Here is a 15,113-nt window from a genome sequence, read left to right on the forward strand (position 1 = left end):
ATGACCAACCTGCTGTTCATCGCCGACGTGATCGGTTCGCCGGGGCGCGAGGTCGTCAAGGCCCTGCTCCCCGAGTTGCGCCGGCGCCACGAGTTGCACCTCGTCGTCTGCAACTGCGAAAACTCCGCCGCCGGCTACGGCGTGACGCGCGACACCGCCCGTGACCTGTTCGCCGCCGGCTGCGACGTGCTCACCGGCGGCAACCACCTCTGGGACAAGAAGGACGCGGTCGGCTACATCGCCGAGGAGCCGCGCCTGGTTCGTCCCGCCAACCTGCCGCCCGGCACGCCGGGGCAGGGATGGGCCGTCTTCAAGGCGTCGAACGGCGTCCCGGTGGCGGTGGTGAACCTGATCGGCCGCGTGTTCATGCGCGAGGCCGACTGCCCGTTCCGCACCGCCGACGCCGCGCTCGAAGCCGTGCGGCGCGAGGCGAAGATCGTGCTCGTGGACCTGCACGCCGAGGCTTCCGCCGAGAAGGTGGCGATGGGCTGGCATCTCGACGGCCGCGCGAGCCTGCTGGTCGGAACGCACACGCACGTCCAGACCGCCGACGACCGGGTGCTGCCCAGGGGCACGGCGTTCGTGAGCGACGCCGGCATGACGGGCGGCTTCGACTCGGTGATCGGCATGGAGCGCGACGCCGCGCTGCGCCGCTTCCTGACGCTCCTGCCGGAACGCCTGCAGCCCGCCGACGGCGACCTGCGGCTCAACGCCATCCTCGTCCGCGTGGACGAGACGACCGGCCGGGCGCAGTCCATCCAGCGCTTGCAGATGTCCTACGCCCGCGGCGAGGGAGCCCGCGGCACCGCGCGACTGCTGACCGGGGCCGAGCCGGCCGAGAGCGCGGGCATCGAGGCGCGCCTGCGCGCGAAGGCGCTGCTCGACGAGGGCGTCCAGCCCCGGCTCGCGCTCGTCTCGGTCGGCGACAATCCGGCTTCGCAGGTCTACCTGAAGAAGAAGGGGGAGGCCTGTGTCGCCGCCGGCATCGTCGCCGAGCGCGTGAAGTTCCCCGCCGGCACCATGACCGACGAGGTCGTGCGCAAGGTCCGCTCGCTCGGCGAGGACCCGGGCGTGCACGGCATCCTCGTGCAGCTGCCGCTGGCCGAGCCGGCCGACGGCCAGGCCGTGCTCGAGGCGATCCCGCCTTTCAAGGACGTGGACGGCTTCCATCCCGAGAACGCCGGCCGGCTCGTGCTCGGGCTGCCGGGGTTCGTGCCCGCGACTCCGTTCGGCGTTCTGCGCCTGCTTCAGCACTACGAGATCCCGACGAAGGGCAGGCACGCGGTCGTGCTCGGCCGCAGCCACATCGTCGGCCGGCCCATGAGCATCCTGCTGTCGAGCAAGGGCTGCGACGCGACGGTCACCGTCGGACACAGCGCGAGCGGCCCCCTGTTGCAGTCCATGGCGCGGGAAGCGGACATCCTCGTGGCGGCGGTGGGGCGACGGCACATGGTGACGGCGGACTGGGTCAAGCCCGGCGCCGTCGTCGTGGACGTCGGCATCCACAGGGTGCCGCCCGGCCCCGGCGAGACGAAGGGCCGCATCACGGGCGACGTCGAGTTCGAGAGCGTGAAGCACGTCGCCTCGGCGATCACGCCCGTGCCGGGCGGCGTCGGCCCGATGACGGTCGCGATGGTCGTGCTGAACACGGTGATCGCCGCCGAGCGGCAGGCCGTGAAGGTGCGCGCCTGACGGCGCGCGGGACGGCCATGGCGACCCTGCCCACGCCCGACGAGCGCATCCTCACGGTCGGCGAGCTCGCGCGCGCCCTCAAGGAGACGCTGAACGCCTCCTTTCCGGCCGTGTGGGTGAAGGGCGAGCTCTCGGGAGTCAAGCGGTACGACAGCGGTCACGTCTACTTCAGCCTCAAGGACGCGACACCCGCGGTGGTGCAGGCGGCGATGTTCCGCAACTGGGCCGCGAAGCTCGCGTTCGATCCGAAGGACGGCGCCGAGGTCGAGGCCTACGGCGAGATCGACTACTACGCGCCCAGCGGCCGCTGCCAGATGCTGGTGCGGGCGATGCGTCCGGCCGGGCTCGGCGCGCTGCTGCTGCAGCTCGAGGAGCTCAGGCGCCGGCTCGCGGCCGAGGGACTGTTCGATCCCGCCCGCAAGCGGCCGTTGCCGCCGTACCCCGCGCGCGTCGGCATCGTCACCTCGCCCATCGGCGCGGCGGTCCGCGACATCGTCAAGGTCCTGCGCGCGCGCTGGCCGGGCATCGGCATCGTCCTCGCACCGGTCAAGGTGCAGGGAGCCGGCGCGGCGCAGGAGATCGCCGCGGCGATCGGGCGGTTCAATCGTCACGGCGGCGTGGACCTGCTGATCGTCGGCCGCGGCGGCGGCTCTCTCGAGGACCTGTGGGCGTTCAACGAGGAGCCCGTCGTGCGCGCCATCGCCGCGTCCGCGATCCCGGTGATCAGCGCCGTCGGACACGAGGTGGACACGACGCTCGCCGACCTCGCCGCCGACGTGCGCGCGGCGACCCCGAGCCACGCGGCCGAGCTCTCGGTGCGCGACGCCGCCGAGCTGCGGCGCCTCGTCGTCGCGCGCGGCGAGCGCGCCCGTCGCGACGTGCTGCGCCTCGTGCAGCTCCACCGCCGTCGTGTCGAGGAGATGCACGGCAAGTACGGGTTCCGGCGCGTGCGCGACGTGTTCGGCAACCTGCAGCAGCGCATTGACGACGCCCGCGGCCGCATCGAGACGGCCGTGAAGGCGCGCGTCCGCGGAGCCCGGCTCGACTCCGATCGCCTGGTGCGGGCGTGGGCGCTGCGCGATTTCGCCCGCCGCTTGGAGGAGCGCCGCGACGACGTCGCCGGGCTCGCGCGGCGGATGCAGAACACGGTCGTCGAGGCCGCGCTGCGCGAACGCCGGCGCCTCGTGGCGCTGCTTGCCCAGCTGCGCGCGCTTTCTCCCCGCAACGTGCTGGAACGCGGATACACGCTGGCCCGCGGGGCCGACGGACGGCTGCTGCGCGGGCCGGACGGGCTCGCGGCCGGCGACGTCGTCACCCTCGAGTTCGCGCGCGGCGAAGCCGAAACGGTCGTGCGCATGGTTCGCAAAGGAGGCAGGCATGGCGAAGAAGACCGCCGCGGATAGCGGCCCGCAGCCGTCGTTCGAGGAGGCGCTCAAGCGCCTCGAGACCATCGTCGAGGAACTGGAGGGCGGCGAACTCTCGCTCGAGGACTCGATCGCCCGCTACGAGGAAGGCACCCGGCTCTCGCGAAGGCTGACGCAGCAGCTCGACGAGGCCGAAAAGCGCATCGAGCGCCTCTCCGAGAACGAGGCGGGCGAGACGTCCACCGAACCCCTCGAGCTCGAAGAGCGCCCGGGCGCGCCCGAGGGCGAGCTGCCGTTCTGATGCCGCGAGCGACCGCGAAGCCGCTGCTCTCCGCCGGCAGCCGCGACCTGGGCCTGCGGCTCGCCGAGTTCGAACGGGCGCTCGCGCGCGCCGTGCGCGAACGCGCGGGCGGGCCTGCTCGTCTGGGAACGGCGCTGCGCTACGCGGCACTCTCGCCCGGCAAGCGCCTGCGCCCGATGCTGGTCCTCACCGCCTGCGAGGCGGTGGGCGGCGATTGGCGGCGGGCCCTTCCGGCCGCGGTCGCGGTCGAGTGCGTGCACGCCTTCTCGCTCGTTCACGACGATCTGCCGGCGATGGACGACGACGACTACCGGCGGGGGCGGCTGACGACGCATAAGAAGTTCGGCGAGGCGCTCGGCATTCTCGCAGGGGACGCGCTGCAGGCGTTCGCGTTCGAGGAGCTGTCGCGACTGCGCGAGGCCGGCGTGCCCGACGCGCGGGTCGTGGACGCGGTGCGCCGGCTGGCGCGCGCGGCCGGCGCCGACCAGCTGATCGGCGGCCAGGCGCTCGATCTGGCGGCCGAGGGCCGGCGCGCGAGCGCCGCCTCGGTGCGCGACATCCACGTGCGCAAGACCGGGGCGCTGATGGGAGCGTGCCTGGCGATCGGCGCGCTCGCCGGCGATGCCGACGCCCGCACCGCCGACCGGCTGGAGGCCGCCGGGATCCAGCTCGGCTTCGCGTTCCAGATCACCGACGACCTGCTGAACGCCGGTTCGTCGCTGCGCACGCTCGGCAAGCGCGCCGGCACCGACGCGGCCCGCGGCAAGGCCACCTACCCGGTCGCGGTGGGCGAAAAGCGCGCCCGCGCCGAGTGCGCCCGGCTCGTGCGCGGCGTGCGCGCCGCGATCGCGCGCTCCTGCGAACGGCCGGATCTGCTGCTGCAGATCCTCGAGGCGACGGCGAAGCGGGAACGCTGAGGCCGAGGCGGTGCGGCGCGCTGGGCGCCGCACCGCCTTCGAGACGCGAAACTCCACCGTCAGTGCACCACGGCCACCCGTGCCCGCCGCTCGAGCGCGCCGGAGAGGCGTGCGAAGTAGACTCCCGCCGGCAACGCCAAGAGGTCCGCGAGACGCAACTCTCCCGGACCTGCCGGCAGGTCGGCGGCGACCGGACCTCGCACGCGGCGCCCCGAGAGGTCGTGCAGCTCGAGCGACACGCGCCCGGGCCGCGCGAGCGCGAAGCGCGCCGTGCACGCGCCGCGCGCCGGATTGGGGGCGATTCGAAACGCGGCCACCGCGCCCGTGCTTCCGGGCGGCACGTCGAGCGGCGCTTCGCCGAACGAGAGCGCCCACGTTCCCTCGTTGCCGTATGCAGCGCCCCCGAACCAGGCGATCCGGCGCAGCTGCGGATCGAAGGCACCCCTAGCATCGCTGCTCGCCGGCGGCGGCATTCCACCGAATGGGACGGCAGTCCACGAGGTGTCCCCTGTGGGATGGAGCCGTGCGACCCTCGTTTCGCCGCTCGAGATGTAGCCGCCGTAGTTGTAGACACGCACGATCGCACCCTGCGAGGCATCGTAGAAACAGGCCCCCGTCACCACGGGGTAGGCATAGTTGGCCGGGGTGCCGGCGGCGAGGCGCGTCCAGGAAGGTCCCGGGGAGAGGGACAACCGCCAGACCTCGTCCGGCCGTACGCTGCCGCCGTAGTAGTCGTTCAAGCTGGTGGAGCGCCCGCCCACGAGGTAGGCGCACTGCCGGACCGGATCGAGGACCAGCGCCCCGTCCATGCGTCCCGCCGGGCGCTCACCCGCGGGTTCCAGTTTCGTCCACTGCGGTGTCGCTCCGAGCGACAGGGACCAGAGGTCCGCGAGATAGAAGCCCGTGCCCGAGCTGTAGTCGTAACCGCCGAAGACGAGCAGCCGATCACCCTCGGGGTCGTACGCCGCGGCCGCGTTTGCGCGCTGTCGCGGCAGAATGCCGCCGATCGCCAGCGGGTACCACGTCCCGTCGCCCGAAAGCGGGCGCTGCCACAGCTCGTTCGTCATCGCCGTGCCGTCGGCGCCGCCGAAGAGCAGAAGCCGATCCCGCACCGGATCCACCACCAGCGAAGCGTCGCGCCGCGGCAGCAGCGGTCCGCCGCCCGAAATCTCCGGCGACCACGCCGGCGATGCGGAACCCAGCGAGAGTCTCCAGAGCGTGTTCGTCAGAATGCTTCCATATCCCGATCCGGTGCTGTCGCAAGCGCCCCCGAAGAGATGGAGGACGCCGCGCGCAGGATCGAGCGCGAGGCTGTGTCCGCCGCGCGGTGGCGGATCGCCGGCGACGTTGGTCCAGGCCGAAAGCCCGACGAGATCAAGTGACGCCAGGTCGCTCGAGAAGCGCACCGAAGAGTAACTTCCCGGGCCGCCGCCGGCGAAGTAGAGGCGCCGGTTCGGGGCGTCCAGCGCGCTCGCGCGTCCGTAGCGGAACGGGGGCGTGGCCCCCATCCCCAGCACCTGCGTCCACTGGGACGGCGACCCACCGAGCGCGAGGGCGTACGTGTAGCTGTAGTAGTCGGCCTGCACGCACACGAGCCGGTCCCCGGTCGCGTCGATCGAAAACGTCGGAGGGACGCTCGGATAGGCGGACGGCCCGTTGGTGTAGGGCGTGGCCTGGACGGTCCAGTTCGGCGTTGGCACCATCAACGACAGCGTCGCGAGCACCCAGCTGGGCGAGTAGTTCACGGTCTGGAGACCGGGAAAGACGAGCCGCTGGCGGCCTTCGTCGACGAGCATCGCCTGCGGCGCGAACGAGGCGGGGAACGCGTTTCCCGGGTGGAGCGGCGTCCACGCCGGACTGGCGTCCAGCGACAGAGCCCACAGGTCCGCGAGCGGCGAGAACCCGCCGTTTCCGCCGCCGAAGACGATCATCCGCGCATGCGCCGTGTCCACGACCGCGAAGTGGTTCGCCCGGGCCCACGGCGCGTCGCCCGCGGGGGACAGGCTCGTCCACACCGGAGGGCCGTCGAGGTTCAGCGCCCAGAGGTCCGCGAGATAGCTGCCATCCGCGTCCGCCCCTCCGTAGACGAGCATCCGGCGATTCACCGGATCGATCACGGCGGCATGCGCGAGGCGAGCGGGCGGCGCGGATCCCGAGACGGCCAGCGCGTGCCACTCGCGCGCCCCGTCGGGCTCCAGCACGAAGACGGTGTTGAACACGTCGGTGCCGTTGCGTCCGCCGAACGCGAACAGCCTCCCGGTGGTGGCGTCGAGCACCAGCGACTGGCCCTGGCGGCGCGGTGTGTCGGCGAGCACGCTCCAGATCGGCGGCGTATCCGTCGCCGCGAGCGGCGTCGCGATCTCGTCGTGAGCGGGCGCGGGCGGCGCGAGCGCCTCGTCGAGGCGCTCGCGGTAGAACCCGCGCTGCCACTCGGCGAGGCCGGGATCGGAGGCGGCGCGCGCGAGGCTGGCGACACGGGCTGCGCCGGTGAGCGCGAAGGCGGGAGGGACGGGCGGCAGCGCGAGCGCGGACACGATCGTCCACGCGGCGCCCAGGGCGACTCGATGCGCAAATCGCGGCATGGGCGGCTCCTCGGAAGAAGAGGGCCGGGAACGACTCGGGGGGTGACGAGGCCGTCAGACTAGCACCTTCCCGGTCGGCGACCGCAACCTCCTTCTTGTGCCCCCCGCCGCCGTTGACAAGCGGCTCTCCGCGACCGCACCATCCGCCGCGCTCCTGCAGGGCGCGCTCCGGAGGGAGCCGTTCGCTGGCCGGCAAGGAGGTCGTTACGGAACCGTTCTGGATCGCGCTGCTGGTGGGTCTGGTCGTGCAGTTCTACAAGGGCATTTCGCAGTACTTCGTGACCGGTCGCTGGAACCTGCACCGGTTCGTCCAGACGGGCGGCATGCCGAGCTCGCACTCGGCCGCGGTCGCCGCCCTGAGCACGGCGGTCGGGCTGCAGCAGGGGTTCACGTCCGCGCTCTTCGGCGTCACCCTTTACTTCAGCCTCATCGTGATGTACGACGCGGCCGGGCTGCGGCGCGCCGCCGGCCGCCAGGCCACGGTGCTCAACCGCCTGATCGAAAGTCACTTCAAGCACCCGGAAGGCGACACGCAGAAACTGATGGAGCTGCTGGGCCACACCCCTTTCGAAGTCTTTGTCGGCGCCTCGCTGGGCGTCCTCAGCGCCCTCCTCTGGAACCGGATCCATCCGATATGAGCCTGCTCGAAGGTATCCATTCGCCCGCCGACCTGCGTGCCCTCTCGCGCGAACAGCTTCCGCTGCTCGCCGCCGAGATCCGCCACGTCATCATCCAGACGGTCGCCCGCAACGCCGGCCACCTGGCTCCCAACCTGGGCGTGGTCGAGCTGACGCTGGCGCTGCACCGCGTCTTCGATTCGCCGCGCGACCGGATCCTGTGGGACGTCGGCCACCAGTCGTACCCGCACAAGCTCGTCACCGGGCGTTTCGAGCGTTTCCACACGCTGCGCCAGCTGGACGGCATCGCCGGTTATCCGCGGCGCGCCGAGAGCGAGCACGACCCGTTCGGCACGAGCCACGGCAGCACCTCGATCTCGGCGGCGCTGGGCTTCGCGGCCGCGCGCGACCTGAAGGGCGGGGATCACCACGTCATCGCGGTCATCGGCGACGGGGCGCTCACCGGCGGCATGGCGTTCGAGGGGCTCAACAACGCCGGCGAGCTCGGCAAGCGTCTGATCCTCGTCCTCAACGACAACGAGATGAGCATCTCGCCCAACATCGGCGCGATCCACCGCTACCTGACCAAGCTCACGACCAGCCGCATCTACCGGCGCTTCGAACACGACGTCTGGGACCTGCTCGGCAAGCTGCCGAAGGCGCTGCGCGCGCAGCAGGGGGCGAGCCGCGTCAAGGAAGGACTGCAGAACATGGTCGCGCCGACGATCCTGTTCGAGGAGATGGGCCTGAAGTACTTCGGGCCGATCGATGGTCACGACCTCGGCGTGCTCGAGGAGACTCTCTCGGACCTCAAGCGTTTCGAGGGGCCGGTGCTCCTGCACGTCGTCACGAGCAAGGGCAAGGGCTACCTGCCGGCCGAGTCCGATCGCACCACCTTCCACGGCGTCGGCGTCTTCGACCCCGAATCGGGCGTCGCCTCGAAGGGCGCGAAGAAGACCTATTCGCACGTCTTCGGCGAGACGGCCGTGCTGATCGGCGAGCGGATGCCCACCGCGGTGGCGGTGACCGCCGCGATGACCGACAACACCGGCCTGACGAGGTTCGCGAAGACCTTCCCGGAACGCTTCTTCGACGTCGGGATGGCCGAGGAGCACGCGGTGACGTTCTCGGCCGGGCTGGCGGCCGAAGGCCTGACGCCGCTCACCGCCATCTATTCGACGTTCCTGCAGCGGGGCTTCGATCAGATCATCCACGACTGCGCCGTCCAGGACCTGAAGATCGTCCTGTGCCTCGACCGCGCCGGACTGGTCGGGGACGACGGCGCGCCGCAGCACGGCTGCTTCGACGTCGGCTACCTGCGCATGATTCCGGGCACGGTCGTGATGCAGCCGCGCAACGGCGAGGAGCTGCGCGACATGCTGTGGACCGCCGCCCACTGGCCGGGCACCCGTCCGATCGCCGTGCGCTACCCGCGCTCGCCGATTCCCGAGGACGCGCTGCCCGAGCGCGAGCCGCGCCTGCTCGAAATTGGCGCCGCCGAGCAAATGCGGGCCGGCGGCGACGTGGCGATCTGGGCGCTCGGCACCATGGTGCAACCCTCGCTCGAAGCGGCCGAGCGGCTCGCGGGCGACGGAGTTTCGGCCACGGTCGTCAACGCCCGCTTCGCCGCGCCGCTCGACGAACGCATGCTCGCGGGGCTCGCGCGCAGCGTCGGTCGCATCGTCACGGTCGAGGAGAACGTGCCGATGGGCGGCTTCGGCAGCGCCGTGAGCGAGGCGCTGGACCGCATGGGGCTGGCGCACGTGCCCGTGCGCCGCATCGCGCTGCCGCGCGAGTTCGTGCTGCACGGCAAGCGCGAGCAGTTGCTGCGCGCGGCCGGGCTCGATGCCGAGGGCATCGCGCGCGAAACTCTCGCGTTCGTGCGGCAGTCGCAGCGCCAGCTCACGTGAGCCCGCGCCCGCGCCGCATCGCCATCGCCGGCCACACGGGCCGGCCGTCGGTGCGACGCGAGGCGCTGCGCCTGCACGCCCGCCTGCGGCGATCCGGCGCGCAGGTCCGCATCGAGCGCGAGCTGGCCGCCGCCTGCGGGGTCGCCGGCGAGCCGATGCGGGAGCTCGGCCGGTGGTGCGAGGCGATGATCTCGCTGGGCGGAGACGGCACGATCCTGCACGCGGCACGCGCGCTCGCGGGCCGCCGCGGCGTGCTGCTGCCCGTCAACTTCGGCGGCCTCGGCTTCCTCGCCGCGGCCGAGGAACGCGAGCTGGCCGCGGCGGTCACCGCCGCTTTCGCGGGACGCTGGCCGGTGGTGGCGCGCACCGGTGTCGAGACCGCGCTGCGGCGCCACCGCGACGGCCGGGGGCGCTCGCGCGGCTTCGCCCTCAACGACGTCGTCGTGCGGAGCGCCACCTCGTTCTCGGCCGTGCACCTGCGCGTCACCGCGCTCGGACTCGACCTCGGGCACCTGGTCGCCGACGGGCTGATCGCCGCGAGCGCCTCGGGCTCGACCGCCTACTCGCTCTCGGCGGGGGGGCCGATCGTCGCGCCCGACCTCGACGCGCTGGTCGTGACCCCGGCCTGCGCGCACTCGCTGGCCAGCCGCTCGCTCGTGCTCGCGCCCGGCTCGGTCCTGAAGGCCAGGGTGCTCACGAACCGGCCTGCGCTGCTGGTGCTGGACGGCCAGGAAGCCGTCGAGCTGGCCCGCCACGACGAGGTCGAGATCACGCTGGCGCGCAGGGTCGTGCGCGTCTACCAGAACCCCGAGCGTCCGTTCCTGCGCGCGCTGCAGCGCAAGCTGGGCTGGCAGGGCAGCGAGAAGCGCAGTCTGTAGCGCGCGGCCCCGGACCGCGCCCCGGAGCAACCGCCATGCTGGACCGCCTGAGCATCCGCGACGTCGCGCTGGTCGAACGGGCCGAGATCGAGTTCGGCCCCGGCCTGCACGTCGTGACCGGCGAGACGGGCGCCGGCAAGTCGCTGTTCGTCGAGTCGCTGGCGCTCGCCCTGGGCGGCCGCGCGGATGCGGGCCTCGTGCGAACCGGCGCGAAGGCGGCCGTGGTCGTGGCCGAGTTCCGCCTCGGCGGCGACGGCGCGCGACGCGCCAACGCGCTGCTCGCGGAGTGGGGCGTCGAGTTCGACGGCGAGACGCTGCTGGTCCGCCGCGAACTTTCGGCCGAGGGCCGCAGTCGCGCGTTCGTCAACGACGCGAGCGTGACCGTCGCCTCGCTCAGGCGCCTCGCCGAGGGCCTCGTGGACCTGCACGGCCAGCACGAGCACCAGAGCCTGCTGCGCGAGGGCGCCGCGCTCGCCACCCTCGACCGTCTGGGCGCGCTCGAGGACCGGCGCGCGGCGTTCGCAGAAGCGCTCGCTTCGCTGCGCGAGGCCGAAGGCGATCTCGAGCGGCTGGCGGATTCGCTGGCCACGTTCGCCGAGCGGCGCGACCACCTCGAGACGGCCGCGCGCGAGCTGGACGAGGCGAAGTTCGCCCAGGGCGAGGAAGAGGCGCTGCGCCTCGAAGCCGCGCGCCTCGCTCACGCCGACCGCCTGCGTGAACTGGCCGCGGGCGCGCTGGAACGCCTTTCGGACGGCGAGGGCGCCGCGGCCGATTCGCTCGGCGCGGCGCGGCGCGCGCTCGAGCAGGCGGCGGCGCTGGACGCGACCCTCGAGGATACGCTCGGGTCCGTGCAGGAGGCCGCGATCGCCGCCGAGGACGCCGCCCGCTCGCTGTCCGCGTACCTGGAGCGGCTCGACTCCGATCCGGCGGCGCTCGAGCGGATCGAGGCGCGGCGCGAGCTGTACGCGCGGCTGACACGCAAGTACCGGCGCGACGTACCGGGGTTGCTGGCCTGGCGCGAGGAGCTGCGCGCCGAACTCACACAGGGAGCGGACGCCGACGGCACGCTCGAACAAGCCCGGGAGCGCGTCGCCGCGCGCGGGACGACCGCCCGCGCGCTCGGGCAGGCGCTGACGCGCGCCCGCAAGTCGGCCGCCCTTCAGTGGAGCACGCTGCTCTCGAGGGAACTCGAGCCGCTCGGCCTGCCGCGCGCGACGCTGGCGTTCGAAGTCATGGCCCTGCCCGATGGGCGCCCCGGACCCGCGGGTCTCGACGAGGTGCTTCTGCAGTTCGCCGCCAATCCGGGCGAAAGCGCGCGGCCGCTGCAGAAGATCGCATCGGGGGGCGAGCTCTCCCGGGTCATGCTGGCGCTTAAGTCAGCGCTGCAAACCCGTGACCGCGTTGACCTTCTCGTCTTCGACGAAGTAGATTCCGGCATCGGCGGTGCCGTCGCTCAGGCCGTGGGGGAAAGACTCCGCGATCTGGCGGAGCACCGCCAGATCGTATGCGTCACCCACCTGCCCGTGATCGCGGCGCTCGGACGGCGTCACTTCGCGGTCTCGAAACAGGTCGCCAACGGGCGCACCATCGCCCGCGTGCACACGCTCGAGCCCGGGGAGCGAGTCGAGGAACTGGCGCGAATGCTCGCGGGCGAGCGGGTGACCGAGACCACCCGCCGACAGGCGCGCGAATTGCTGTCGGCGCCCGCCGGAGAGCGCTGACGAACGGCGCGGCAGCGCCGCACACCGATTCCATGGAGCCAGGGCGCCGCCGGTGGCGGTGCCGACCATCCGATGCTCGTGCCGACCCGATCCGAGTTCCACGCGCTGGCCCGCACGGGCAAGCTCGTGCCCGTCTACCGCGAGGTCTTCGCGGACCACGACACCCCCGTGTCGGCGTTCCGCAAGATCGACGACGGACCGTACGGGTTCCTGCTCGAGAGCGTCGAGGGCGGCGAGAAGTGGGGGCGCTACTCGATCCTCGGCAGCCGGCCCTCGATGGTCTTCGTGGCTCGCGGGGAGCGATGCGAGATCCACGCGGGCGGCAAGGTGACGGCCTGCGCCGGGCACCCGCTCGAGGAACTCGCCCGGCTGCTGCGCGAGAACCAGGCGGTCGCGCTGCCCGGCCTGCCGCGCTTCTGCGGCGGAGCGGTCGGCTATCTCGGATACGACACCGTGCGCTGGTTCGAGAAGCTGCCCGGGCACGCCGCCGACGAACTTCACCTGCCCGACGCGGTGTTCCTGTTCGGCGACGTCGTGAGCGTGTTCGACAACCTGACGCACACGATGAAGGTCGTCACGCACGCGCGGGGCGGGAGCGATCCGGACAAGGCCTACGACGCGGCGGTGGCGCGGCTCAACGCCGAGGTCGAGCGATTGCGCACACCGCTGTCGTGGATCGAGCCGCCCGCCTGGGGCGAGGCCGGCGAGCCCGTCTCGACGGTTTCGCGTGAGCGGTACATGGCGGCCGTCGAGACCGCCCGGGAGCACATCCGCGCCGGCGACATCTTTCAGGTCGTGCTCAGCCACCGGATGAGCGCCGCCGTCTCGCAGCCCGCCTTCGAGGGCTACCGCGCGCTGCGCATCACGAATCCTTCGCCGTACATGTACTACCTGCGCCTCGGCGACTTCACGATCGTCGGCAGCTCGCCCGAAGTGCTCGTGCGCCGCACGGACACGACCCTGGAGGTCAGGCCGATCGCCGGCACCCGGCCGCGCGGCCGCACCGCCGACGAGGACCGCCAGCTCGAGGAGGAGCTGCGGGCTTCCGAGAAGGAGAGGGCCGAGCACCTGATGCTCGTGGACCTCGGCCGCAACGACGTCGGACGCGTCGCCGAGTTCGGCACGGTCGAGACCAACGAATACATGGTCGTCGAGCGCTACTCACAGGTCATGCACCTCGTCTCGAACGTCCGCGGCCGCGTCCGGGCCGACCTCGCGCCGCTGTCGGTCGTGGGCGCGACGTTCCCGGCCGGCACCGTCAGCGGCGCACCGAAGGTGCGCGCCATGGAGATCATTGACGCCCTCGAGCCGGTGCGGCGCGGCATCTACGCCGGCGCCATCGGGCACTTCGACTACCACGGCAACTTCGACCTCGCGATCGCGATCCGCACGCTCGTCTACGCCAACGGCCGCGCCTACTGGGGCGTCGGCGCGGGCATCGTCGCCGACTCCGACCCGGCCGAGGAGTGGGAGGAGACCATGAACAAGGGACGCGCGCTGTGGCTGGCCGTCCAGCGGGCCGAGCGGGGGGCGCGATGATCGCCGTCATCGACAACTACGACTCCTTCACCTACAACCTCGTCCAGTACCTGGGTTCGCTCGGCGCCGAGGTGCAGGTGCGGCGCAACGACGCGATCACCGTCGAGGAGTTGAAGGCGCTGGCGCCGCACGGGCTGGTGATCTCCCCCGGTCCCGGGGTGCCGGGCGATGCGGGCGTCTCCGAGGCCGCGATCCGCGCGCTGGCGGGCGAGGTGCCGATCCTCGGCGTCTGCCTCGGCCACCAGGCCATCGGCGAGGTCTTCGGCGGGCGCGTCGTGCGCGCGCCGCGCCTCATGCACGGCAAGACGAGCCCGATTCTGCACAAGGGCCGCGGCCTGTTCGCCGGGCTCGACAACCCCTTCGAGGCGACCCGCTACCATTCACTGATCGTCGAGAAGGACGGGCTGCCCGAGGTGCTCGAACCGGTCGCCTGGACGCCCGAGGGCGAGCTGATGGGCGTCAAGCACCGCGAGCACGAGACGTGGGGCGTCCAGTTCCATCCCGAATCCGTGCTCACCGCGCAGGGCCTGCGCCTGGTCGAGAACTTCCTCACGCTGTGCCGCCAGCAAAGGAGAGTCGCGAGTTGATCCAGACCGCCATCGCCCGCGCCGTCGTGAGGGAGGACCTGTCCCGCGAGCTGTCCCGCGCCACCATGGAGCAGGTGCTCGCCGGCGAGGCCACGCCGTCGCAGATCGCGGGCCTCGCGATCGCGCTGCGCATGAAGGGGGAGACGACCGAGGAGATCGCCGGCTTCGCCGAGGCGATGCGCGGGCGGGTGCCGCCGATGCACACCAAGCGCAAGCCGCTGCTCGACACCTGCGGCACCGGCGGCGACAACGCCGGCACGTTCAACATCTCGACGACCGTCGCGATCGTCGTGGCGAGCTGCGACGTGGCGGTGGCCAAGCACGGCAATCGCGCCGTCTCGAGCCGCACCGGTTCGGCCGACGTCCTCGAATCGCTGGGCGTGGGCATCGATCTCGCGCCCATCGACGCGGCGCGCTCGATCGACGCGCTCGGCATCACCTTCCTGTTCGCGCCCAACTACCACGGCGCGCTGCGGCACGCGGTCGGGCCCCGGCGTGAGCTGGGCGTGCGCACCGTCTTCAACGTGCTGGGCCCCCTGACCAATCCGGCGGGCGCGACCCGCCAGCTGCTGGGCGTCTATTCCGACTCGCTGGTGCGCACGATCGCCGAGGTGCTGCTCGTGCTCGGCAGCGAGCGGGCGATGATCGTGCACGGGCACGACGGCATGGACGAGCTGACGGTCTTCGCCCACAACCACGTCGCGGAACTGCACGACGGCAGGATCCGCGAGTTCGCGGTGGACCCGGCCGAGTTCGGGCTCGCGCACACCGATCGCGCCGGCGTGGCGGGCGGAACGGCCGCGGAGAACGCCGCCCGGGTGCGGTCGATCCTCGGCGGCGAACCGGGCGCGGGACGCGACATCGTCGTGCTCAACGCCGGCGCCGCGCTGGTCGTCGCGGGCGCGGCGGCCGACCTCGCCTCGGGCGTGGCCCGCGCGCAGCGCGCCATTGACAGCGGCGACGCGGCCCGCAAGCTCGCCGACCTCGCCGCGTTCCGGGGCTGAA

12 protein-coding genes and 1 pseudogene are annotated in these 15,113 nt (G+C 72.4%); 12 read left to right on the forward strand and 1 reads right to left on the reverse strand.

Going from position 1 to position 15,113, the window contains the following annotated elements; translation table 11 throughout:
• The 5 genes and pseudogenes from IT347_05290 (at position 1) to IT347_05310 (ending at position 4,274) form a co-directional block, all read left to right on the forward strand.
• A pseudogene (locus tag IT347_05290) lies at positions 1–777 on the forward strand (TIGR00282 family metallophosphoesterase).
• Positions 772–1,692 carry a bifunctional 5,10-methylenetetrahydrofolate dehydrogenase/5,10-methenyltetrahydrofolate cyclohydrolase gene (locus tag IT347_05295; GenBank protein ID MCC6348990.1) on the forward strand — a complete coding sequence of 307 codons (921 nt, stop codon included), beginning with the start codon at positions 772–774 and terminating at the stop codon, positions 1,690–1,692. Before IT347_05290 ends, IT347_05295 begins: the two are co-directional and overlap by 6 nt.
• 17 nt (positions 1,693–1,709) lie before the next feature.
• On the forward strand, positions 1,710–3,095 hold the full coding sequence (gene xseA, locus IT347_05300; protein ID MCC6348991.1) for an exodeoxyribonuclease VII large subunit: 1,386 nt from the start codon (positions 1,710–1,712) through the stop codon (positions 3,093–3,095).
• Positions 3,070–3,357 carry an exodeoxyribonuclease VII small subunit gene (locus tag IT347_05305; GenBank protein ID MCC6348992.1) on the forward strand — a complete coding sequence of 96 codons (288 nt, stop codon included), beginning with the start codon at positions 3,070–3,072 and terminating at the stop codon, positions 3,355–3,357. The genes xseA and IT347_05305 overlap by 26 nt, the downstream gene beginning before the upstream one ends.
• Complete coding sequence (locus tag IT347_05310) at positions 3,357–4,274, forward strand: polyprenyl synthetase family protein (protein ID MCC6348993.1); 918 nt, start codon at positions 3,357–3,359, stop codon at positions 4,272–4,274. The genes IT347_05305 and IT347_05310 overlap by 1 nt, the downstream gene beginning before the upstream one ends.
• 59 nt (positions 4,275–4,333) lie before the next feature.
• Here IT347_05310 and IT347_05315 read toward each other — a convergent pair whose 3' ends face one another.
• On the reverse strand, positions 4,334–6,856 hold the full coding sequence (locus IT347_05315) for a hypothetical protein (protein MCC6348994.1): 2,523 nt from the start codon (positions 6,854–6,856) through the stop codon (positions 4,334–4,336).
• Positions 6,857–7,041: 185 nt separating this feature from the next.
• On the opposite strand from IT347_05315, the gene IT347_05320 reads away from it, so the two are divergent.
• The 7 genes from IT347_05320 (at position 7,042) to trpD (ending at position 15,112) form a co-directional block, all read left to right on the forward strand.
• Complete coding sequence (locus tag IT347_05320; protein MCC6348995.1) at positions 7,042–7,494, forward strand: divergent PAP2 family protein; 453 nt, start codon at positions 7,042–7,044, stop codon at positions 7,492–7,494.
• Positions 7,491–9,383, forward strand: a complete 1,893-nt coding sequence (locus IT347_05325) for a 1-deoxy-D-xylulose-5-phosphate synthase (protein ID MCC6348996.1) — start codon at positions 7,491–7,493, stop codon at positions 9,381–9,383. Before IT347_05320 ends, IT347_05325 begins: the two co-directional genes overlap by 4 nt.
• On the forward strand, positions 9,380–10,261 hold the full coding sequence (locus IT347_05330) for an NAD(+)/NADH kinase (protein ID MCC6348997.1): 882 nt from the start codon (positions 9,380–9,382) through the stop codon (positions 10,259–10,261). Before IT347_05325 ends, IT347_05330 begins: the two co-directional genes overlap by 4 nt.
• 35 nt (positions 10,262–10,296) lie before the next feature.
• Positions 10,297–11,982 carry a DNA repair protein RecN gene (gene recN, locus IT347_05335; protein MCC6348998.1) on the forward strand — a complete coding sequence of 562 codons (1,686 nt, stop codon included), beginning with the start codon at positions 10,297–10,299 and terminating at the stop codon, positions 11,980–11,982.
• Between the two features lie 72 nt (positions 11,983–12,054).
• The gene (gene trpE, locus IT347_05340; GenBank protein ID MCC6348999.1) at positions 12,055–13,521 is read left to right on the forward strand and encodes an anthranilate synthase component I; all 1,467 of its coding nucleotides are present in this window, start codon (positions 12,055–12,057) and stop codon (positions 13,519–13,521) included.
• On the forward strand, positions 13,518–14,108 hold the full coding sequence (locus IT347_05345; protein ID MCC6349000.1) for an aminodeoxychorismate/anthranilate synthase component II: 591 nt from the start codon (positions 13,518–13,520) through the stop codon (positions 14,106–14,108). The genes trpE and IT347_05345 overlap by 4 nt, the downstream gene beginning before the upstream one ends.
• Positions 14,105–15,112 carry an anthranilate phosphoribosyltransferase gene (gene trpD, locus IT347_05350; GenBank protein MCC6349001.1) on the forward strand — a complete coding sequence of 336 codons (1,008 nt, stop codon included), beginning with the start codon at positions 14,105–14,107 and terminating at the stop codon, positions 15,110–15,112. The genes IT347_05345 and trpD overlap by 4 nt, the downstream gene beginning before the upstream one ends.
• Position 15,113 lies beyond the last annotated feature (1 nt).

This window comes from Candidatus Eisenbacteria bacterium (assembly GCA_020847735.1).
Taxonomy (GTDB): Bacteria; Eisenbacteria; RBG-16-71-46; order RBG-16-71-46; family RBG-16-71-46; genus CAIXRL01.

Coding starts and splice junctions, on each gene's coding strand:
- IT347_05295 (MCC6348990.1), top strand. CDS start 772: ATGTCCTACGCCCGCGGCGAGGGAGCCCGCGGCACCGCGCGACTGCTG.
- xseA (MCC6348991.1), top strand. CDS start 1,710: ATGGCGACCCTGCCCACGCCCGACGAGCGCATCCTCACGGTCGGCGAG.
- IT347_05305 (MCC6348992.1), top strand. CDS start 3,070: ATGGCGAAGAAGACCGCCGCGGATAGCGGCCCGCAGCCGTCGTTCGAG.
- IT347_05310 (MCC6348993.1), top strand. CDS start 3,357: ATGCCGCGAGCGACCGCGAAGCCGCTGCTCTCCGCCGGCAGCCGCGAC.
- IT347_05315 (MCC6348994.1), bottom strand. CDS start 6,856: ATGCCGCGATTTGCGCATCGAGTCGCCCTGGGCGCCGCGTGGACGATC.
- IT347_05325 (MCC6348996.1), top strand. CDS start 7,491: ATGAGCCTGCTCGAAGGTATCCATTCGCCCGCCGACCTGCGTGCCCTC.
- recN (MCC6348998.1), top strand. CDS start 10,297: ATGCTGGACCGCCTGAGCATCCGCGACGTCGCGCTGGTCGAACGGGCC.
- trpE (MCC6348999.1), top strand. CDS start 12,055: ATGCTCGTGCCGACCCGATCCGAGTTCCACGCGCTGGCCCGCACGGGC.
- IT347_05345 (MCC6349000.1), top strand. CDS start 13,518: ATGATCGCCGTCATCGACAACTACGACTCCTTCACCTACAACCTCGTC.